Below are 20,055 nucleotides of genomic sequence, written 5' to 3'. Positions count from 1 at the left end.
TTTTGCGTGTTAAATAGACGTAACCCTACGGCAGACACTGCCGAACCGGCCGGCCGGACGTCTTCGGGGAGACCTGAGTGGACAGCACAACCCAGCTCACCGCCCTGCACAGGGGCCCCATGGCGCCTGTGAGCACCACCGGGATCCCCCCGCGCGCCTCCGGCCCGCCCTCCCCGCCCCATGCGGCCGAGATCGTCCGGAGCGGAGCACCCGTATACGATCCCGGCGGACCGCCGGGGTCGCTGCACCTCAGGGCCTCCCGGGTGCTGGACGGCAACTGGACCGGAACGTCCACGGTGCCCTCCCGCGGTCTGTACCCGCACCAGTGGTCCTGGGACTCCGCGTTCATCGCGATCGGCCTGCGCCATCTGTCCCCGCTGCGGGCGCAGACGGAGCTGGAGACCCTGCTCGGCGCGCAGTGGGCCGACGGGCGTGTGCCGCACATCGTGTTCAACCCCTCCGTCCCGCTCGACGCCTACTTCCCGAGCCCCGACTTCTGGCGCTCCTCCACCGCCGGGCGCGCCGCGGGCGCCCCGCGCACGGTACAGACGTCGGGCATCGTGCAGCCACCGGTGCACGCGCTCGCGGTGTGGCTGGTGCACCGGGCGGACCCGGGACTGTCCAGGGCCCGCTCCTTCCTCTCCCGGATGTATCCCCGCCTGGCGGCCTGGCACCGCTATCTCCTGCACCGCCGGGACCTGGGCGGCGGCGGCCTCGCCAGCGTGGTCCATCCCTGGGAGCAGGGCATGGACAACAGCCCCTGCTGGGACGCCCCGCTCAGCCGCGTCACCCCGGCGTCGGCCCGCTCCTTCCGGCGCGCCGACCTCGACCACGGCGCTCCCGAGGACCGGCCGACGGATCTCGACTACGGGCGGTACGTACGGCTGGCCGCGGACTACCGGGACCGGGGATACACCGACGGCGGCGGCGAGTTCGCCGTCGAGGACCCGCTGTTCAACGCCCTGCTGATCGCCTCGGAGCACGCGCTGGCCGAGATCGCGCGGGAACTGGGCGCGACGGGGACGGCCCGGCACGCGCGCGCGGAGCGGCTGACGGCGGCGCTGGTGGAGCGGCTGTGGGACCCGGCGGAGGGCATGTTCTTCTGCCGCGACGAGCGGAGCGGCACGAGCGGCGGCGACGGCGACAGGACCGGCGCGGGCGGCGGAGCCGTTGGAAGCGGCGGGAGGGGCGGGCGTGGGGTGCTGATTCCCGAGCGCAGTGTCGCCGGGCTGCTGCCCCTCATCCTGCCCGCGCTGCCGCGCGACATCGCCGCCACGCTCGTACGGACCGCGGGCGGGCCGCACTTCGGGCTGGGCGAAGCGGCGCGCCTCGTGCCCAGCTACGACCTGACCGGCGAGGCGTTCGATCCGCACCGCTACTGGCGGGGACCCGCCTGGTTCAACACCAACTGGCTGCTGGAGCGCGGGCTGCGGCTGCACGGGGAGCACGGACGGGCGGACGCGCTGCGGGCCGCCCTGCTGGACACCGCCGGGGAGTCCGGGTTCGCGGAGTACGTGGACCCCTTCACCGGCGAGGCCTGCGGAGCGCTCGGGTTCAGCTGGACGGCGGCACTGACGCTCGATCTGCTGCACGAGCCCTCCGGGGCACCATCGGTCGTGTCCCCGCAGGGGCGCGACGCGTTGACCGACACGGCACCGGGCAACGGCGCCGGTAGTGCGGGACAGCGCACATTCGATTTCGGGGCGGACGCCAAGGGAGGGGACCGGGGATGACGGACCGGCATCATCTGCTCGTGCACGGTGGAACGTTCGCCGCCGTGGGCGACGGCGGGGACATCAGCGGAGTGCGGGGCGGCAGCTCTCCCGACGGGTTATTCGTTCGGGACGCCCGGCACCTCAGCCGCTGGCAGCTCACCGTGGACGGCGCGGTGCCCGAGGCACTCACGCCGGTCGCGGACGGTGACACGGCACGCTGCGTACTGGTGCCGCGCGGCGGCCGCAACGAGCCGCCCGCCTACACGCTCTTCCGTGAACAGGCCGTCGCCGAGGGCTCGTTCGTGGAGGCGCTACGCGTCACCAGCAATCGTCCGACGGCCACGACGGTGCGGATCGCGGTCACCGCGGACGCCGACTTCACGGATCAGTTCGAACTGCGCTCCGACCACCGCACGTACGCCAAGACGGGTGTCGTACGTCAGCGCCAGGTCCTGGACGACGGGGTGGAGTTCAGCTACCGGCGCGGGGAGTGGCGGTCCCGTACGACGGTCACCTCCGAACCCGCGCCGGACGGGGTGGAGGAGACGGGCACGGGCGCGCGTCGCCTCGTATGGACCCTCGACCTCGAACCGCACGGTTCGGCGGAGCTGGCGCTGCGCGTCGCGGCCCGTCCGCACGGCGCCACGCACGAGCCACGCGTCCCCGCCTCGCCCGCCGCGGCGGGCGAGCGGCTCCTCGCCCTGGAGGGCGAGTTCGCGCAGGGGGTGCCGTTCCCGACCGGCTGGCCCGAGCTGGCCGCGGCCTGTGCGCGCGGCCTGTCCGATCTGGCCGTCCTCCAGGTGCCGGCGACGGGCCTGGACGGCGAGGAGCTGCGGGTCCCCGCGGCCGGGGTCCCCTGGTTCCTCACCCTGCTGGGCCGCGACGCCCTGCTCACCTCGCTGTTCGCGCTGCCCTACCGGCCTCAGCTCGCCGCCGCCACCCTGCCCGCGCTGGCCGCCACCCAGGCGGTCGAGGTGGGAGCGGGCGCGGTCGCCCAGCCCGGCAAGATCGTGCACGAGGTGCGGCACGGCGAGCTGGCGCACTTCGGGCAGGTGCCGTACGGGCGTTACTACGGTTCGGTGGACGCGACTCCGCTGTTCCTGGTGCTGCTCGGCGCCTACACCGAGCACACCGGCGACATGACCCTGGCCCGCCGGCTGGAGCCCAACGCCCGTGCGGCGATCGGCTGGATGCTGGACCACGGCGGGCTGACCTCGCGCGGCTATCTCGTCTACCGCGCGGACGGCGGCGGCCTCGCCAACCAGAACTGGAAGGACTCCCCGGGCGCCATCTGCTCGGCCGACGGCAGCCGCCCCACCGGGCCGGTGATGGCGGCGGGCGCGCAGGGATACGCGTACGACGCGCTGCGCCGCACCGCCCACCTGGCCCGCACGGTCTGGGACGACGAGGTCTACGCGGCGCTCCTGGAACAGGCCGCCGCCGATCTGCGCGACCGTTTCCAGCGGGACTTCTGGATGAACGAGCACGCCTTCCCCGCGCTGGCGCTCGACGGCGAGGGGCGGCATGTCGACGCGCTCGCCTCGGACGCGGGTCATCTGCTGTGGTCCGGTCTGCTGGACAAGGAGTACGGCGAGCTGGTCGGCCGGCGGCTCCTCGAACCGGACTTCTTCTCCGGCTGGGGAGTACGCACGCTCGCTTCGGGCCAGCCCGCGTACCACCCGCTGTCGTATCACCGTGGTTCCGTCTGGCCGCACGACAACGCCCTGATCACCTTGGGGCTGGCGCGGTACGGACTGCACGACGAGGCCCGTACGGTGGCGCACGGGCTCGTGGACGCGGCCACGGCCGCGGGGCACCGCCTCCCCGAGGTCATCGCGGGCTACGGCAGGGACACCCATGCCGAGCCGGTGCCGTACCCGCACGCCTGCGTACGGGAGTCCCGTTCGGCGGCGGCACCGCTGGCCCTGCTCGCGGCGGTGGGCGGGGCCTAGGGCGGACACGCCCCAGGGTCTGTCCGCGCGCCGGGAGAACGGGCGTCGGGGGCGGCGCCCGGGGGTCGTCCGGTGCGCGCGTGGGCGACGCGCGTGCCGGACGGCAGGTGGATCAGCCGGCGGATCAGCCGCCGGAGGTGTCCAGTTCGGCGTCCTCGGACACGCCCGCGCAGTCGTAGGGGTCCTTGAGCCAGCCGTCCGGCAGCACGACCCGGTTGTTGCCGGAGGTACGGCCGCGCGGCCCGTCGGCGCCCGACGGCCACGGCTGGTCCTGGTCCAGCTCGGCCAGCCCGTCGGAGAGTTCGGCGAGCGAGGAGGTGATCGCGAGGCGCTTGCGCATCTCCGAGCCGACGGAGAAACCCTTGAGGTACCAGGCGACGTGCTTGCGGAAGTCGATGACACCGCGCGCCTCGTCGCCGATCCACTCGCCGAGCAGGGTGGCGTGGCGGATCATGACGGCCGCGACCTCACGGAGCGTCGGCTGCGCGTAGGCGTCGGGGCGGCCCTCGAAGGCGGCCACCAGGTCGCCGAACAGCCACGGCCGGCCGAGGCAGCCGCGCCCGACGACGACCCCGTCGCACCCGGTCTCGCGCACCATGCGCAGCGCGTCGTCCGCCGACCAGATGTCGCCGTTGCCGAGGACGGGGATCTCGGGCACGTGCTCCTTCAGCCGGGCGATGGCGTCCCAGTCGGCCGTGCCGCCGTAGTGCTGGGCCGCGGTGCGGCCGTGCAGCGCGATGGCCGTCACGCCCTCCTCGACCGCGATCCGTCCCGCGTCGAGGAAGGTGATGTGGTCGTCGTCGATGCCCTTGCGCATCTTCATGGTGACGGGCAGGTCCCCGGCACCGCTGACGGCCTCGCGCAGGATCGCGCGCAGCAGGTTGCGCTTGTACGGGAGGGCGGAGCCGCCGCCCTTGCGGGTGACCTTGGGGACCGGGCAGCCGAAGTTGAGGTCGATGTGGTCGGCGAGGTCCTCTTCCGCGATCATGCGGACGGCCTTGCCGACGGTGGCGGGGTCGACCCCGTAGAGCTGGATCGAGCGCGGCTTCTCGGTCGCGTCGAAGTGGATCAGCTGCATGGTCTTCTCGTTGCGCTCGACCAGCGCCCGCGTGGTGATCATCTCGCTGACGAACAGACCCTTGCCGCCGCTGAACTCGCGGCACAGCGTGCGGAACGGCGCGTTCGTGATCCCGGCCATGGGGGCCAGGACGACGGGCGGCTGCGCCTTGTGGGGGCCGATCGAGAGCGAGGAGTTCAGCGTGGAGTCCACCGTGGACGTGGGCGTGGGCATTACCCCATTGTGGCGTACCGCGCCGGATGCTCGCACGGAAGATCGTGTAGCAGTCATTAGTTAGACACACTATCGACAGCGACGTACCCTGACGGCATGCCTGAGCTCAGCCACCGTCACCGGATGCTGGTGCTCGCGATCTGCTGCATGAGTCTGCTGATCGTGAGCCTCGACGTCACGGTTCTGAACGTCGCCCTGCCCTCGATGCAGCAGGAGCTGCACGCGAGCGTCGCGGGGATGCAGTGGACCATCGACGCGTACACCCTGGTGCTGGCGTCCCTGCTGATGCTCGCGGGCTCCACCGCCGACCGCATCGGCCGGCGCAAGGTGTTCATGACGGGCCTGGTCCTGTTCACCATCGGCTCGGTGCTCTGCTCGCTGGCCCCGAACCTCGACACGCTCATCGTCTTCCGGATGGTCCAGGCCGTCGGCGGCTCGATGCTCAACCCGGTGGCGATGTCGATCATCACCAACACCTTCACCGACCCGCGCGAACGGGCCCGCGCGATCGGCGTCTGGGGCGCCGTGGTCGGCATCTCGATGGCCGCGGGACCGCTGGTGGGCGGACTGCTCGTCGACACCGTGGGCTGGCGGTCGATCTTCTGGATCAACCTCCCCGTCGGCCTCGCCGCGCTCCTGCTGACCCTGCGCTTCGTCCCCGAGTCCCGCGCCCCGAAGGCCCGCCGCCCCGACCCGGTCGGCCAGCTCCTCGTCATCGCCCTGCTCGGCTCCCTGACGTACGCGATCATCGAGGCGCCCACCTCCGGGATCGTCCACACCCTCTCCTTCGGCGCGGTCGCCCTCGCCGCGCTGCTGGGCCTCCTGTGGTACGAGCCCCGGCGCGACGAACCCCTCATCGACCTGCGCTTCTTCCGCTCGGTGCCGTTCAGCGGGGCCACCGTCATCGCGGTGAGCGCGTTCGCCGCGCTCAGCGGCTTCCTGTTCCTGTCGACGCTGTACCTCCAGAACGTGCGCGGTCTGAACGCCCTGCACGCGGGCCTGTGGATGCTGCCCATGGCGTTCCTGTGCTTCGTCTGCGCGCCCGTGTCGGGACGCCTGGTCGGCAACCGCGGTCCCCGGCCGTCGCTGCTGATCGCGGGTGTCGCGATGACCGTGAGCGGGGTGCTGTTCGCCGCGTTCGAGGCGGAGACGTCGAACGTCACGCTCGTCATCGGCTACGTCTTCTTCGGCATCGGCTTCGGCTTCGTGAACGCGCCCATCACCAACACGGCCGTCTCCGGCATGCCCCGCGCCCAGGCGGGCGTGGCCGCCGCCGTCGCCTCGACCAGCCGGCAGATCGGCGGCACCCTCGGTGTCGCCGTCATCGGCGCGGCCCTCGCCTCCGGCATCCAGGCCTCCGCCTACCGGGACACCTTCGTCGCGGCCTCCCGCCCCGGCTGGTGGATCATCACCGCCTGCGGTGTCGCCGTCCTCGTCCTCGGCTGGCTCAGCAGCGGGCGCCGGGCCCGCGCGTCGGCCGAGGACACGGCCCGCCTGCTGGAGTCCCCGGAGATCCGGGACACGGCGGGCGTACGCGCCCAGGACCCCTCCACCGCCTGACCGGACCGGCGGCGGGGGCCGTCCCCGGATCAGACCGCCCCCGCCACCTCCACCCGGGACCGCGCTCCGGCCCGGTCCTCGTTCTCCGCTCGCGCCTCGGCCTCGGCCTCCAGGGCGATCGCGTGCAGCTTCTCCAGCCGTTCGCGGCTCTCCTCGTCGTGAGGCGGGTACGTCACCATGCGGGCGCCCAGGTCGGGGGCGAGCCACAGGTCCGTGTGATCGACGGTGACCAGGCCGACGTACGGGTTCGCGAACTTCTTGGTCTTACCGCGGGTGGCGGCCACCTCGTACCGGTCCCAGTTCTCGCGGAACTCGGCCGACTCGGCCCGCAGCCGCTTCAGCAGGGTCTTCCAGGCGGGCTCCCCCAGGTGCCCGGCCATCGACGCGCGCAGCTTGGCGGCCATCAGCCTCGTGGTCTCGTCGAGCAGGACGATCGAGGCGCGCCACTCGGCGTTGGTGTAGGCCAGGAACACGCAGTTGCGGTCGGCGGGCGGGACCGTGTCGAGGTCCCGCATCATCAGCCGGGCGTACGTGCGGTTGTACGCCAGGATGTCGTACCGGCTGTTCTGGATGCAGGCCGGAACCGGCTCCAGCTGCGTCAGGACCTGGCGGAGCGCCGGGGTGATCACCGCGCAGTGGGCGGCGGGCGTGGGGTCGACCGCGCCGGCGAGCTGGAAGAGGTGGGCCCGCTCGCTGGTGTCCAGCAGCAGGGTGCGGGCCAGGGCGTCGAGAACCTGCTCGGAGACCTGGATGTCGCGCCCTTGCTCGATCCACGTGTACCAGGTGACGCCCACCGCGGAGAGCTGGGCGACCTCCTCGCGGCGCAGGCCCGGCGTGCGCCGTCGGCGGCCACGGGGAAGCTGGACCTGCTCGGGCGTGATGCGTTCGCGGCGGCTGCGCAGGAAGGTGGCCAGCTCGTGCCGCCGGATCTCCCCCGCACGGGACGCCGCACCGGCGCCCGGCGCCACCCCACCGCCGGCCGGCGGCACCGGGCCCTGGACCGTGGCCGCCGGTCGCGCGGGCACCGCGCTCGTGGCCGTCTCGCGTGCCATTGTCGTCATGCCTCCAGCCTGCCGCCCGGCGCAGCCTGTTGCCAGGTAGTGCTTGTACCAGGATAAGAAGACTCTGGTACCTGTCTAAGTACAGGAGAAGTCTGGAGGACGTGACCGAAACCGGAACTCTCACGACCACCGTCCGCGCCCCCACGGCGCCACCCGCGCTCAGCGGCCTCGGACTCTTCACCGTGCTGCTCGGCGCGGCGCTCCCCCTGATCGACTTCTTCATCGTCAACGTAGCCCTTCCGACCATCGGGCATGACCTGAACGCGAGCGAGGCCGTCCTCGAACTCGTCGTCGCCGGCTACGGGGTCGCGTACGCCGTCCTGCTCGTCCTCGGCGGACGGCTCGGCGACCTGTTCGGGCGGCGCCGGCTCTTCCTCGGCGGCATGGCGGCCTTCGGCCTGACCTCGCTCGCCTGCGGCCTCGCGCCCACCGCCTGGACCCTGGTGGCGGCGCGGGTCGCGCAGGGCGCGGCGTCCGCGGCGATGCTGCCGCAGGTCCTCGCCACCATCCAGTCGGCGACCTCCGGACCCCGCCGGGCCAAGGCGATGAGCCTGTACGGCGCCACGGCCGGCCTGTCCATGGTGGCCGGGCAGATCCTCGGCGGCCTGCTGGTCGCGGCCGACATCGCGGGCACCGGCTGGCGCTCGGTCTTCCTCGTGAACGTGCCCGTCGTCGTGCTCGGCCTGGTCCTGGCCCGCCGTGCCGTCCCCGAGACGCGCTCGCAGCGCCCGGAGCCGATCGACGCCCCCGGCACGATCCTGCTCGCGGTCGCCCTGCTGGCCCTGCTCGCCCCGCTCACCGAGGGCCGGGCCGCGGGCTGGCCGCTGTGGACCTGGGTGTCCCTCGCCCTGTTCCCGCTCGCGGCCGGGACCTTCTACCTCGTCGAACGCCGGGCGGACCGCCTCGGTCGCACCCCGCTGGTCCCGCCGAGCCTGTTCGAGCTGACCTCGCTGCGCCGGGGTCTGATCATGATCGTGCCGTTCTCCATCGGCTTCAGCGGCTTCATGTTCGTGATCGCGGTGGCGCTGCAGCGCGGCGAGGGGCTCGGTCCCGTCCCGGCGGGGCTGGCCCTCGCGCCGATGGCGGTCGTCTTCTTCGTCACGTCCCTGTGCGGACCCCGGCTGATCGCCCGGTACGGCACCCGGGTGGTCACCGCGGGCGGGCTGATCCAAGGGGTGGGTCTGGCCCTGATCACGCTGGCCGCCTGGCGCTCCTGGCCGGACCTCGGGGTGGCGGAACTGCTGCCCGGAGCGGCCGTCGCCGGCGCGGGCCAGGCGCTCCAGCTGCCCGTCCTGATCCGGATCGTCCTCTCCGAGGTGCCGCCCGCGCGGGCGGGCGTGGGCAGCGGCGTGATGGCCACCACCCAGCAGGCGGCGCTCGCCGTCGGGGTGGCCACTCTCGGCACCCTGTTCCTGTCCCTCGTCCCGTCCCACGGGATGCGGGACGCCCTGGTGACGACCCTCCTGGTCCAGCTGGCCGGCGTGGCCCTGACCACCGCGCTGAGTCTGCGGCTGCCGCGCACGATCGGCTGAGGGGCCGGCCCGCGGCGAAGGGCGGCCCGCGGGCCTGCGCGGGTCCTCGCCGGACGTTCCGCCCGGGCCGGACACACCGGCCGCGCCGGCCGGTCGTCCGGCGCCCGACCTCCTTACGGCCACCGGCACATGCACCGGCCATGCGCCTGCCGCCTTGCCCCCAGGGGCTGTTGGCACCAGTGGTGCGTCATGTCGTACCGAGTCGCGCCGAGTCGGACGGAGCGCGCCCGGCGACGGCCCGGCGCGTTCCGTCCGGCCGACCCGCGAGTGTGCGGCCCGTTGGCCGACGGCCGGGACCCCGCGCACCCGTCGTTCACCCCGCCCCCCGGCCTCACCCGCGCCCGCACGGCCGGCATCGAGGGGTTCGCCCGGCGAACCCCGCTCCGGGCCGCGGCCATGCTGCTGCGCCTGCTGGAGGAGTACGCGCCCGCCCCGGGGACCGCGTCCGGCGCACCGAGCTGGAAGCCCTCGTCGCGCGCTGGTGCGCCGCCCGTTCGGCGAGTTTCACGGCGACCTGGGTACCGGTGGACCGGGAGACAGAACACCAGGTCAACGTCACCACGGCCGCCGTGGAGGCCGCCGAGGGGCACCTCGCCCCGTCCTGACCTCGACGGCACCCGCGCCGGGCTCACCGAACTCACCGCCGAAGAACCCCCGTTGATCTTCGCCATGCTGCACACTCCTTGCTGCGCAGACGAAGCGGGAGAACCAGGAGGCGTCATGCTTCAGATGAACACGAGCAAAGTGAGCCGCTGGGACCAGCACGGCCGCGAGCACACCGTTCACGTGCAACGGGCGGGCGTCCAGCGCACCATCCGGTGCGAGACGTGCGGCTGGCGCAAGAACACCCAGTTCCTGCCCTGGCTGAAGGCGGAGGAGCACCTGGCCGAGGAACACCAGGCGACGGTCGACCCCAAAGAGGCGTCACCCACCCAGCGCTGAAGCCCCGGGCTTGCGCGACGGGCACCACTGGCGGTGGTGCTGCGTTCGCCTCCGGCCCCACCCCGCCGGCGCGGCCGCGGGTTGAGGTCCGACGCGCGCATCACGCCCCGGGGCGGCGGGGGGCCGGAACCCGGAAACCCGCTGGCCGGCTCCGGCCGTGCGGAGCGAGACTGGGTGCTTTGCCTCGACGCGAGAGACAGGACCGGCACTGACGTACAACCGAGACACCCTGCCCTTCCCCGGCAACCTCGTACCCCCCGTCTCCTTCAAGGCCACGCGGGACTGGAACAACCTCGACCCGGCCCGGCACCCCTTCGCCTGGGACGACGAGGAGGAGGCCCGCCTGCACGCGCTGATCCGCCCCTGGGTGCCGCCCGTGGTCTCCGGGCAGGCGGGCCGGTGGCAGTGCGAGTGGTGGTGCGAGGAGCAGATCGACGCCGTCATCCGTGAGCGCTACGGCAGTTGGACCTTCGCATGGCGGTGGGACTTCGGGTACGGCGGGCACGTGAACGTCTGGGGCCATGCGGCCACCGCGGTCACGACTCCCGACGCGACCGCGGCCCGCGCGGCTGCCGCGCTGCTGAACTGGCGGAGGTCACTGGAGTGGCTCGCCGGGCGCTTCGCGGAACTGACACCGCCGCCGGACGTCTCCCCCGAGGACCGGAGCTGGCGTCTGGAACGGGCCTGCGTACGGCTGGTGACCGCGACGCTGGACTCGGGGGTGGACTACTGGCCCGGGCAGTCCGGCCGGATTCTGCGCTGGTTCCTCACCAGCACCGGAATGGACCAGGACGAGGCCGGCCGGGTGGTGGACGCCGCGATCGGCGGCCGGTTCGAGAGCTGGGTCACCCCCGCGCCCGCCTTGATCGACTCCGTCGGGGAGGACTTCGCCGTCGCACTCACCGGCCACGCCCCCTACCGGGACCATCGCGAGCGGGCCGACCTGGAGGAGTTCCATGACCGCCGCCGACATGACCGCCGCTGACAGCCTCGCGGTCTGGCTGCGGGTGCGCCGCGAGGCCGACTGGCACGGAGCTCCGGCCCTGCGGCCGGGACCGTCCGCGCGCGACGGTTTCCGGGCCTGGTGCGCGGGGCCGGTCCACCAGCGCGATCCCGTCCGCGCCGAGCGTCTGCTGCGCGCCCACGACCGGGCCCGCGCCGACGCCGGGCGCCGCGCTCCCCTCGACTTCGCCCTGCTCGCCGGCTGGCAGTGCGAGGTCCTCGGGGTGGCGCGGGCGCCGTTCCGCACGGGGGACGCCCACGCGAAGGGCGGACGCGAGCGCTACGGCTTGACCGTGCGGACCCGGGACGACTTCGCCGCCTGTCTGCGCGAGGCGGTCGACCAGGACGTGCCGCTCGCGGGCCGGGCGGCGCGCGCGTATCTCGACGTGGCGTTCTTCCACCCCTTCGACGACGGCAACGCCCGTGCGGCCCTGCTGACCCTCGTGCACGTCCTGGCTCGTGAGGGCGTCGTCCTTCCGGAGGTCGGCCCGCTCCAGACGACGCGCTACGCCGACGACCCCGAGGGCGCCGCCGACCTGGCCGGCCTCATCGCCGTGCTCGACCGGCGCCGCCACGCACCGGCCGCCGGCCACCGGTGAGCAACGGCCGCCGTCCGACCCCTCCCGCACCCGCTTTGGTCCAGACCTATTGACGAAAGGTCTGGACCGCGCGACTGTCATGCCTACGACACCTCACCGCACCCCCACCGGGAGGCCTCGCATGATCCGTCGGAAACTGCGTCTGCTCGCCGTCGCGCTGGCCGCGGCCGTCCTCACTCCCCTGTCGATCGCGGGCGCCCCCGGTGCCCACGCCGCGGACACCTGCGCGGTGAAGTCCCGTCCCGCCGGAAAGGTCCTCCAGGGCTACTGGGAGAACTGGGACGGTTCGGCCAACGGTGTGCACCCGCCCTTCGGGTGGACGCCGATCACCGACTCCCGTATCGCCGCGCACGGCTACAACGTGATCAACGCGGCGTTCCCCGTCATCCGCTCGGACGGCACAGCGCTGTGGGAGGACGGGATGGACGCGGGCGTGAAGGTCGCCACGCCCGCCGAGATGTGCGCGGCCAAGGCCTCGGGGCAGACGGTCCTGCTGTCCATCGGCGGAGCGGCCGCCGGTATCGACCTGAGCTCGACCGCGGTCGCCGACCGTTTCGTCGCGACGATCGTGCCCCTCCTGAAGAAGTACAACTTCGACGGCATCGACATCGACATCGAGACCGGTCTCGTCGGCAGCGGCAGCATCGGGCAGCTCTCCACGTCGCAGGCCAACCTGATCCGGATCATCGACGGGGTGCTGTCCCGGATGCCGTCGAACTTCGGGCTGACGATGGCGCCGGAGACCGCCTACGTCACGGGCGGCAGCATCGCGTACGGGTCGATCTGGGGTGCCTACCTGCCCATCGTGAAGAAGTACGCGGACAACGGGCGCCTGTGGTGGCTGAACATGCAGTACTACAACGGCAGCATGTACGGCTGCTCAGGTGACTCCTACTCCGCGGGCACCGTACAGGGCTTCACCGCCCAGACCGACTGTCTCGACAAGGGGCTCGTAGTGCAGGGGACCACCATCAAGGTCCCCTACGACAAGCAGGTCCCGGGGTTGCCCGCCCAGTCCGGCGCGGGCGGCGGCTACATGACGCCGAGCCTCGTCTCCCAGGCCTGGCGCCACTACGGCACCTCCCTCAAGGGCCTGATGACGTGGTCGGTCAACTGGGACGGCTCGAAGAACTGGACCTTCGGCGACAACGTGAAGGCGCTGCAGGGCCGCTGAGGCCCGCGGGCCACAGGACGGCGCTCCGCCCCCGCCGGCCGCACCGACGCCCGGACACCCCATGGTCCGGGACAACGCGAAGCCCCCGGTTCCCTGCTCGGGAACCGGGGGCTTCGTGAGCGCGCAGGCGCAGGTCAGCAGCCGACGAGGCGGCCGGCCAGGTAGCCCTCGATCTGGTCGAGCGAGACACGCTCCTGCTTCATGGAGTCGCGCTCGCGCACCGTGACGGCGTTGTCGTCGAGGGTGTCGAAGTCGACGGTGACGCAGAACGGGGTGCCGATCTCGTCCTGGCGACGGTAGCGGCGGCCGATGGCGCCGGCGTCGTCGAACTCGATGTTCCAGTTCTGGCGCAGGGCAGCGGCCAGACCCTTGGCCTTCGGGGACAGCTCCGGGTTGCGGGACAGCGGCAGCACCGCGACCTTCACCGGGGCGAGACGGTGGTCGAGGCGCAGCACCGTGCGCTTCTCCATCTTGCCCTTGGCGTTCGGGGCCTCGTCCTCGATGTAGGCGTCGAGGAGGAAGGCGAGCATGGCGCGGCCGACACCGGCGGCGGGCTCGATGACGTACGGGGTCCAGCGCTCTCCGGCTTCCTGGTCGAAGTAGGAGAGGTCCTGGCCGGAGGCCTTGGAGTGCGCGCCGAGGTCGTAGTCGGTGCGGTTGGCGACGCCTTCCAGCTCACCCCACTCGTTGCCGCCGAACTGGAAGCGGTACTCGATGTCGGCGGTGCGCTTGGAGTAGTGGGAGAGCTTCTCCTTCGGGTGGTCGTACCACCGCATGTTCTCCTCGCGCATGCCGAGACCGGTGTACCAGTTCCAGCGCTGCTCCATCCAGTACTCCTGCCACTGCTCGTCCTCGCCCGGCTTGACGAAGAACTCCATCTCCATCTGCTCGAACTCGCGGGTGCGGAAGATGAAGTTGCCGGGCGTGATCTCGTTGCGGAAGGACTTGCCCATCTGGGCGATACCGAACGGCGGCTTCTTGCGCGAGGCGGTCTGCACCTGGGCGAAGTTGGTGAAGATGCCCTGGGCGGTCTCGGGGCGCAGGTAGGCGACGGAGCCGCTGTCCTGGGTCGGGCCGAGGTGGGTGGAGAGCAGGCCCGAGAACTGCTTGGGCTCGGTGAAGGTGCCCTTGTTGCCGCAGTTGGGACAGTTCAGGTCAGCCAGGCCGTTCTCCGGGAGGCGGCCGTGCTTGGCCTCGTAGTGCTCCTCCAGGTGGTCGGCGCGGAACCGCTTGTGGCACGAGGTGCACTCGGTCAGCGGGTCCGTGAAGGTGGCGACGTGACCGGAGGCGACCCACACCTCGGGGGCCAGGATCACGGACGAATCGAGACCGACCACGTCCTCGCGCGACGTGACCATGTAGCGCCACCACTGGCGCTTCAGGTTCTCCTTGAGTTCCACGCCGTGCGGGCCGTAGTCCCAGGCGGCACGCTGTCCGCCGTAGATCTCACTACAGGGGAAAACGAAGCCACGGCGCTTGCTCAGGCTGACGATGGAATCGATCTTGTCGGCGGCCACGGTGCTCTCTTCATTACGAACGGACGGCAGCGAATGCTTCAGGTTACCGGCGTCGGCCACCCCCGCATCAAATCGGTTCCCGCGGCAGGCCGCTTCCTGCCGATTGGATCCGCTTGATACCCGTTGCCGGAGAGCGCGCGGGCACCCCCACGAGGGCTTGTTGACAATCGTTTCCAAATTTGTTGAAAATGACTGTCATGAACGTACGACGACGCCTCATACCGGGGTCCGCTGCCGTGGCGGCCACCGCCCTCGGCCTCGGCGCCCTCACGGCCTGCTCGGGTTCCGCCTCGGCCGACGCCCGGAACGACGGCAGACTCGACGTCGTCGCGTCGTTCTACCCGCTCCAGTACCTCGCCGAGGAGATCGGCGGGTCGCATGTGAGCGTCACGACTCTGACCCGCCCCGGCCAGGAACCGCACGACCTGGAGATCAGCGCCCGGGAGACCGCGCGGCTCCAGGACGCCGACGCCGTCCTCTACCTCAAGAACCTCCAGCCGGCCGTCGACGACGCGGTGGCCCAGTCCGGCGTGAAGACCAAGGTCGACGCGGCCTCGCTGACGACGCTGGAGAAGCACGGCAACGAGGTCGGCGGGCACGCCGCCGCCCACGACCACAGCGAGGGCGAGGACACCGGCGCCGCCGACCCGCACGTCTGGCTCGACCCCGTGCGCTTCGGCCAGGTGGCCGAGGGCGTGTCGGCAGCGCTGAAGAAGGCCGACCCGAAGCACGCCGCGGACTACGAGAAGAACGCGGCGGCGCTGCGGACGAAGTTCACCGCGCTGGACAAGGACTTCCGCGACGGGCTCGCGAACACGAAGACCAAGACCTTCATCACCACCCACGCCGCGTTCGGCTACCTCGCCGAGCGCTACGGGCTCACCGAGGAGGCCGTCAACGGCCTCGACCCCGAGTCGGAGCCCAGCGCGAACCGGGTGAAGGCCCTGGAGAACATGGCGAAGGCCGACGGCGTCACGACGGTGTTCTACGAGACGCTCGTCAGCGACCGGACCGCCGGCACCATCGCCCGGGACGTGGGGCTGCGGACGGACGTCCTCGACCCCCTCGAAGGCATCACCGACAAGTCCAGGGGCAGCGACTACATGCAGGTCATGCGGTCGAACCTGAAGGCCCTCCAGACGGCTCTCGGAACGAAGTGATCACTGTGGAGGACGTCGTGAGCGAGTCCGTCGTAACCCTGCGCGGTGTCCGGGCGGAGCTGGGTTCACGCCCGGTCCTGCGCGGCGTGGACCTGACCGTGCGCCGCGGGGAGGTCGTCGCGCTGCTCGGTGCCAACGGCTCCGGCAAGTCGACCGCCGTGCGCAGCGTCATCGGCCAGGTCGCCGTCAGTGCCGGCGAGATCGAGATCTTCGGCGTTCCGCGCCGCCGCTTCCGCGACTGGCACCGGGTGGGCTACGTCCCGCAGCGGACCACGGCCGCGGGCGGTGTGCCGGCGACGGTCACCGAGATCGTCGCCTCGGGACGGCTGTCCCGCGCCCGCCTCGGCATCCTGCGCAAGGCCGATCACGCGGCCGTACGACGGGCCCTGGAGCTCGTCGGGATGGCGGACCGCGCCAAGGACTCCGTGAACGCCCTGTCGGGCGGACAGCACCAGCGGGTCCTCATCGCCCGCGCGCTGGCCTCCGAACCCGAACTGCTGATCATGGACGAGCCGATGGCGGGCGTGGACCTCGCCAGCCAGGAGGTGCTGGCCGCGACCCTGCGCGACCAGGTCGCCCAGGGCACGTCCGTGCTGCTCGTCCTGCACGAGCTGGGCCCCCTGGAGCCGCTGATCGACCGCGCCGTCGTCCTGCGGGACGGCTGCGTCCTGCACGACGGCCCGCCACCACGGGCGGTCGGCCAGCACGCTCTGCCGGGCCACGACCACGTACACCCGCACGCGGCTCATGACGCCGAACCCCACCGGACGGGACTCCTGAGCTGATGGACATCCTCGACTACGCCTTCATGCAGCGGGCACTGCTCGCCGCCGTCCTGGTGGGCGTCATCGCGCCCGCCGTCGGCATCTACCTCGTCCAGCGCCGTCAGGCCCTGATGGGCGACGGCATCGGCCATGTGGCGATGACGGGCGTCGGCCTCGGCTTCCTGCTCAACACATCACCGGTGTGGATGGCGACGGCCGTGTCCGTGCTGGGCGCCGTGCTCATGGAGCTGATCCGCTGGTACGGCAGGACGCGCGGGGACATCGCGCTGGCCATGCTCTTCTACGGGGGCATGGCGGGCGGCGTGATGTTCACCAGCCTCGCGGGCGGCTCGACCGCCAACCTGACCTCGTACCTCTTCGGCTCGCTGTCGACGGTGAGCGAGTCCGACGTGACGGCGATCTTCCTGCTGGCCGCCTTCGTCCTGGTGGTCACGCTCGGGCTGCGCCGGCAGTTGTTCGCGGTCAGCCAGGACGAGGAGTTCGCGCGGGTGACCGGTCTGCCGGTGCGGGCCCTGAACCTGCTGACGGCCGTCACGGCGGCGGTCACGGTCACCGTCGCGATGCGCGTGGTCGGCCTGCTGCTGGTGAGCGCGCTGATGGTCGTGCCGGTCGCGGCGGCCCAGCAGCTCACCCGGAGCTTCGCGGCGACCTTCGCCGTCGCGGTGGCGATCGGGGTGAGCGTGACGATCGGCGGCACGGTGACCTCGTTCTACCAGGACGTGCCGCCCGGCTCGACGATCGTCCTGCTGACGATCGGCGCGTTCATCGCGCTGACGGCGCTCGCGACACCGCTGGCCCGGCGCCGGGCCCGTGCGCTGGCCGCCGCCCAGGCCGCCGGGGATCCGGCGGAGTGCGCGATTCCGGCCACCCGCGGACCGGAGAGCACCGTCGGCGTCTGACCGGGCACTGCCCGGGCTGGCACAATGGCCGGGCAAGCGCAGACGCGAGGAGGCAACGGTGACAACCGCTGGATCGCCCGTCCGGGGCCGCTCCACCCGGCAGCGTGCCGCCGTGGCGGCCGCGCTCGACGAGGTGACCGAGTTCCGCAGCGCGCAGGAGCTCCACGACATGCTCAAGCACAAGGGCGACTCGGTCGGGCTCACCACGGTCTACCGCACGCTCCAGTCCCTCGCCGACGCCGGCGAGGTCGACGTCCTGCGCACCTCGGAGGGCGAGTCCGTCTACCGACGCTGCTCCACCGGCGAGCACCACCACCACCTCGTCTGCCGCGTCTGCGGCAAGGCCGTGGAGGTGGAGGGCCCCGCGGTGGAGAAGTGGGCCGAGGCCATCGCCGCGGAGCACGGCTACGTGAACGTGGCCCACACGGTGGAGATCTTCGGCACGTGCGCGGAGTGCGCGGCGGCGAAGGGCTGAGCCCGAGCCCCGAGGGGATCAGACACGGGTCAGGTTGCGGTCGAGGATCGCCCGCAACCTGTCCACGTCCTCGGGAGCGCGCACGGCCCGCTTGGGCAGCACGGTGAAGCAGCTCGCGTTCTTGTCGGGGCTCATCATGAGGAAGACGTCCGCCGTCTCCCGGTAGCGGGGCTGCGCGACCCAGTTGAGGTCCGTGGTGGCGTTGTCCGTGGCCACTGTCACCCCGGCGTCCGTGACGGTCACGCGGAAGGTGCCCTGGCGCTCCGCGAGCCGCTGGAACTGGCGGGCCATGAGCCGGGGCGTGAAGGCGACCAGGAACGCGCAGAGCAGCAGCCAGATCAGCGCGAAGTCCGGCTTCTCTCCGCTGATCAGCGTGGTCACGATCCCCATGACGGCGAAGAAGCCCACGAGAGTGAACATCCGGCGCTGGATCCGAGCCGACCTGGCGACCTTGCCGCGCGCTCGCAGCGCCGACCTGAAGTCCGCGACGACCGGCGTGTACTCCAGCCCGACAGCATCCTCCCCGGCCCCCTGCGGCTGCCCCGGCAACTCCTGCTGCGGCGCAGCGCCCTGGCCCTCGACCACGACCCCTCCCCAGTTCGGTGGTGATGAGCCGTGATCGTAACGCCGGATTCGAACAAACCTGCGGGCGGCGGGTGTTAAGAGCCGTCGCCCCGCATGGCCTGCTCCATCGCGAGCAGTTGCTCGTTCGGGACGGCGCCGCCGAAGCGGCGGTCGCGCTGCGCGTACTCGATGCAGGCCCGCCACAGGTCACGGCGGTCGAAGTCGGGCCACAGCACGTCCTGGAAGACCATCTCGGCGTAGGCGCTCTGCCAGAGCAGGTAGTTGGAGGTGCGCTGCTCGCCGCTCGGGCGCAGGAACAGGTCCACGTCCGGCATGTCCGGGTAGTACATGTACTTCTGGAGGGTCTTCTCGTTGACCTTGGACGGGTCGAGACGGCCGGCCTTCACGTCCTCGGCCAGCGCCTGCGCCGCGTCGGCGATCTCGGCGCGGCCGCCGTAGTTCATGCAGAAGTACAGCGTGAGCGCGTCGTTGTCCTTGGTCTGCTCCTGGGCGATCTGGAGCTCCTTGGCGACCGACTTCCACAGCTTGGGCATGCGGCCCACCCAGCGCACCCGGATGCCGAGCCCGTCGAGGGTGTCGCGGGTCTTGCGGATGAAGTCGCGGTTGAAGTTCATCAGGAAGCGCACCTCGTCGGGCGAACGCTTCCAGTTCTCGGTGGAGAAGGCGTACAGGGAGATGCTGCCGACGCCGACCTCGACCGCGCCCTGGAGCACGTCGAGGACGCGCTCGGCACCGACCTTGTGCCCCTCGGTGCGGGGCAGCCCGCGCTCCTTGGCCCAGCGGCCGTTCCCGTCCATGACGATCGCGACATGGTTCGGGATGAGCTCGCCGGGGAGTTTGGGCGCGCGGGCACCGGAGGGGTGCGGTTCCGGCGCCTTGTACTCGCGGCGCCGGCTGCCCAGGATCCCGCGTACGACCATGTGCTTCTCGTCTCCCTCTTGCTCGCGTGCGCCGGGCGCTCGTCTCGCTCTGCTTGCTGTCTGTGCTGTTGTGCCGCGCCGGTGCGCTGTCGCCGCCCCGGCCTGCCGGACGGCGCCTACTTCTCCACGTACCGCAGGGAGCGCAGTCCGCGCTCCAGATGCCAGTGGAGATAGGCCGACACCAGCCCGCTGCCCTCCCGGACGTGCCGCGGCTCGCACGCGTCCGCGGTCTCCCAGTCTCCCGTGAGCAGCGCGCCGAGAAGTTCGAGGGCCTGAGGCGAGGGTACGACGCTGCCGGGCACCCGGCAGTCGACGCAGACGGTTCCTCCCGCGGCGACCGAGAAGAAGGGGTTCGGTCCCGGCATGCCGCATTTGGCACAGTCGCGGAAGCTGGGCGCGTAGCCGTTGACCGCGAGGGAGCGCAGCAGGAAGGCGTCGAGGACGAGATGCGGCTCGTGCTCACCCCGGGCGAGGGTGCGCAGCCCGCCGACCAGCAGCAGGTACTGCTGCACCGCGGGTTCCCCCTCGTGGTCGGTGAACCGCTCGGCGGTCTCCAGCATCGCGGTGCCCGCGGTGTAACGCGGGTAGTCGGTGACGATCCCGCTACCGTACGGAGCGATCGTCTCGCCCTGTGTGCACAGGGGCAGTCCGCGGCCGATGAGTTCACTGCCCCGCGCGAAGAACTGCACGTCCACGTGGGAGAAGGGTTCGAGGCGCGCCCCGAACTTCGACTTGGTCCGCCGGACCCCGCGCGCCACCGCCCGTACGCGGCCGTGACCGCGTGTGAGCAACGTGATGATCCGGTCCGCCTCACCCAGCTTCTGGGTGCGCAGCACGATGCCGTCGTCGCGGAACAGACTCATGCGGCCCATTCTCGCCTACGGTG

General features: G+C 71.9%; 18 protein-coding genes. 12 read left to right on the top strand and 6 right to left on the bottom strand.

Annotated features, from left to right (window positions below; genetic code table 11):
• The first annotated feature begins 119 nt into the window (after positions 1-119).
• Both OG780_RS28055 and OG780_RS28050 read left to right on the top strand, forming a co-directional pair.
• Entirely contained in the window at positions 120-1,733 is a 1,614-nt protein-coding gene (locus OG780_RS28055; protein ID WP_328458431.1) for an MGH1-like glycoside hydrolase domain-containing protein, read from the top strand.
• A complete protein-coding gene (locus tag OG780_RS28050) occupies positions 1,730-3,667 on the top strand; it encodes an amylo-alpha-1,6-glucosidase (RefSeq protein WP_328452721.1) in 1,938 nt (645 codons plus the stop codon). The genes OG780_RS28055 and OG780_RS28050 overlap by 4 nt, the downstream gene beginning before the upstream one ends.
• A 124-nt stretch (positions 3,668-3,791) precedes the next feature.
• Here the strand turns inward: OG780_RS28050 and dusB are convergent, their stop codons facing one another.
• Positions 3,792-4,958: a tRNA dihydrouridine synthase DusB gene (dusB, locus tag OG780_RS28045; RefSeq protein ID WP_328452719.1), complete on the bottom strand. Its 1,167-nt coding sequence runs from the start codon at positions 4,956-4,958 to the stop codon at positions 3,792-3,794.
• A 96-nt stretch (positions 4,959-5,054) separates the two neighbouring features.
• Here dusB and OG780_RS28040 point away from each other — a divergent pair, with 96 nt between their 5' ends.
• Complete coding sequence (locus tag OG780_RS28040) at positions 5,055-6,518, top strand: MFS transporter (RefSeq protein WP_328452717.1); 1,464 nt, start codon at positions 5,055-5,057, stop codon at positions 6,516-6,518.
• A 29-nt stretch (positions 6,519-6,547) separates the two neighbouring features.
• Here the strand turns inward: OG780_RS28040 and OG780_RS28035 are convergent, their stop codons facing one another.
• Positions 6,548-7,579 carry a helix-turn-helix transcriptional regulator gene (locus OG780_RS28035; protein ID WP_328452715.1) on the bottom strand — a complete coding sequence of 344 codons (1,032 nt, stop codon included), beginning with the start codon at positions 7,577-7,579 and terminating at the stop codon, positions 6,548-6,550.
• A 101-nt stretch (positions 7,580-7,680) separates the two neighbouring features.
• Between OG780_RS28035 and OG780_RS28030 the strand changes: the two genes are divergently transcribed.
• From OG780_RS28030 to OG780_RS28010, 5 genes are all read left to right on the top strand, one after another.
• Positions 7,681-9,111, top strand: coding sequence for an MFS transporter (locus OG780_RS28030; protein WP_328452713.1), 1,431 nt, complete (start codon positions 7,681-7,683; stop codon positions 9,109-9,111).
• A gap of 720 nt (positions 9,112-9,831) precedes the next feature.
• Positions 9,832-10,053: a hypothetical protein gene (locus OG780_RS28025; protein ID WP_326787946.1), complete on the top strand. Its 222-nt coding sequence runs from the start codon at positions 9,832-9,834 to the stop codon at positions 10,051-10,053.
• Between the two features lie 157 nt (positions 10,054-10,210).
• Positions 10,211-11,038: a hypothetical protein gene (locus tag OG780_RS28020; RefSeq protein WP_328452711.1), complete on the top strand. Its 828-nt coding sequence runs from the start codon at positions 10,211-10,213 to the stop codon at positions 11,036-11,038.
• Positions 11,010-11,654 (top strand): Fic family protein, encoded by a 645-nt coding sequence (locus tag OG780_RS28015; protein WP_328452709.1) that lies wholly within the window; start codon positions 11,010-11,012, stop codon positions 11,652-11,654. The genes OG780_RS28020 and OG780_RS28015 overlap by 29 nt, the downstream gene beginning before the upstream one ends.
• Positions 11,655-11,775: 121 nt before the next feature.
• Positions 11,776-12,828, top strand: a complete 1,053-nt coding sequence (locus OG780_RS28010; RefSeq protein WP_328452707.1) for a chitinase — start codon at positions 11,776-11,778, stop codon at positions 12,826-12,828.
• 134 nt (positions 12,829-12,962) lie between these two features.
• On the opposite strand, the gene OG780_RS28005 is transcribed toward OG780_RS28010, so the two are convergent.
• Complete coding sequence (locus tag OG780_RS28005; RefSeq protein ID WP_328452706.1) at positions 12,963-14,345, bottom strand: glycine--tRNA ligase; 1,383 nt, start codon at positions 14,343-14,345, stop codon at positions 12,963-12,965.
• A gap of 197 nt (positions 14,346-14,542) precedes the next feature.
• Between OG780_RS28005 and OG780_RS28000 the strand changes: the two genes are divergently transcribed.
• The 4 genes from OG780_RS28000 to OG780_RS27985 are packed head-to-tail and all read left to right on the top strand — an operon-like array spanning position 14,543 to position 17,664.
• Positions 14,543-15,505: a metal ABC transporter substrate-binding protein gene (locus OG780_RS28000; protein ID WP_326787941.1), complete on the top strand. Its 963-nt coding sequence runs from the start codon at positions 14,543-14,545 to the stop codon at positions 15,503-15,505.
• Positions 15,505-16,290 carry a metal ABC transporter ATP-binding protein gene (locus tag OG780_RS27995; protein ID WP_326790964.1) on the top strand — a complete coding sequence of 262 codons (786 nt, stop codon included), beginning with the start codon at positions 15,505-15,507 and terminating at the stop codon, positions 16,288-16,290. The genes OG780_RS28000 and OG780_RS27995 overlap by 1 nt, the downstream gene beginning before the upstream one ends.
• Entirely contained in the window at positions 16,290-17,189 is a 900-nt protein-coding gene (locus OG780_RS27990; protein ID WP_328452703.1) for a metal ABC transporter permease, read from the top strand. The genes OG780_RS27995 and OG780_RS27990 overlap by 1 nt, the downstream gene beginning before the upstream one ends.
• 58 nt (positions 17,190-17,247) lie before the next feature.
• The gene (locus tag OG780_RS27985) at positions 17,248-17,664 is read left to right on the top strand and encodes a Fur family transcriptional regulator (RefSeq protein WP_326787939.1); all 417 of its coding nucleotides are present in this window, start codon (positions 17,248-17,250) and stop codon (positions 17,662-17,664) included.
• Positions 17,665-17,682: 18 nt separating this feature from the next.
• Here OG780_RS27985 and OG780_RS27980 read toward each other — a convergent pair whose 3' ends face one another.
• From OG780_RS27980 to recO, 3 genes are all read right to left on the bottom strand, one after another.
• Positions 17,683-18,249: a YcxB family protein gene (locus tag OG780_RS27980; RefSeq protein ID WP_328452700.1), complete on the bottom strand. Its 567-nt coding sequence runs from the start codon at positions 18,247-18,249 to the stop codon at positions 17,683-17,685.
• A 74-nt stretch (positions 18,250-18,323) separates the two neighbouring features.
• Positions 18,324-19,169: an isoprenyl transferase gene (locus tag OG780_RS27975; RefSeq protein ID WP_328452698.1), complete on the bottom strand. Its 846-nt coding sequence runs from the start codon at positions 19,167-19,169 to the stop codon at positions 18,324-18,326.
• A 116-nt stretch (positions 19,170-19,285) separates the two neighbouring features.
• Positions 19,286-20,032, bottom strand: a complete 747-nt coding sequence (recO, locus tag OG780_RS27970) for a DNA repair protein RecO (protein WP_328452696.1) — start codon at positions 20,030-20,032, stop codon at positions 19,286-19,288.
• Between the last annotated feature and the right edge of the window lie 23 nt (positions 20,033-20,055).

The organism is Streptomyces sp. NBC_00386 (genome assembly GCF_036063235.1).
Classification (GTDB): domain Bacteria; phylum Actinomycetota; class Actinomycetes; order Streptomycetales; family Streptomycetaceae; genus Streptomyces.
The sequence above is the reverse complement of the archived record's forward strand: the minus strand, read 5'-3'. Positions and strand labels throughout refer to the sequence as shown.

What these genes read in the sequence shown, in the direction of transcription:
- OG780_RS28050 (WP_328452721.1), top strand. Translation starts at nt 1,730, where the DNA reads ATGACGGACCGGCATCATCTGCTCGTGCACGGTGGAACGTTCGCCGCC.
- OG780_RS27990 (WP_328452703.1), top strand. Translation starts at nt 16,290, where the DNA reads ATGGACATCCTCGACTACGCCTTCATGCAGCGGGCACTGCTCGCCGCC.
- OG780_RS28015 (WP_328452709.1), top strand. Translation starts at nt 11,010, where the DNA reads ATGACCGCCGCCGACATGACCGCCGCTGACAGCCTCGCGGTCTGGCTG.
- OG780_RS28035 (WP_328452715.1), bottom strand. Translation starts at nt 7,579, where the DNA reads ATGACGACAATGGCACGCGAGACGGCCACGAGCGCGGTGCCCGCGCGA.
- OG780_RS28010 (WP_328452707.1), top strand. Translation starts at nt 11,776, where the DNA reads ATGATCCGTCGGAAACTGCGTCTGCTCGCCGTCGCGCTGGCCGCGGCC.
- OG780_RS28025 (WP_326787946.1), top strand. Translation starts at nt 9,832, where the DNA reads ATGCTTCAGATGAACACGAGCAAAGTGAGCCGCTGGGACCAGCACGGC.
- recO (WP_328452696.1), bottom strand. Translation starts at nt 20,032, where the DNA reads ATGAGTCTGTTCCGCGACGACGGCATCGTGCTGCGCACCCAGAAGCTG.
- OG780_RS28000 (WP_326787941.1), top strand. Translation starts at nt 14,543, where the DNA reads ATGAACGTACGACGACGCCTCATACCGGGGTCCGCTGCCGTGGCGGCC.
- OG780_RS28040 (WP_328452717.1), top strand. Translation starts at nt 5,055, where the DNA reads ATGCCTGAGCTCAGCCACCGTCACCGGATGCTGGTGCTCGCGATCTGC.
- OG780_RS28055 (WP_328458431.1), top strand. Translation starts at nt 120, where the DNA reads ATGGCGCCTGTGAGCACCACCGGGATCCCCCCGCGCGCCTCCGGCCCG.
- OG780_RS27975 (WP_328452698.1), bottom strand. Translation starts at nt 19,169, where the DNA reads ATGGTCGTACGCGGGATCCTGGGCAGCCGGCGCCGCGAGTACAAGGCG.
- dusB (WP_328452719.1), bottom strand. Translation starts at nt 4,958, where the DNA reads ATGCCCACGCCCACGTCCACGGTGGACTCCACGCTGAACTCCTCGCTC.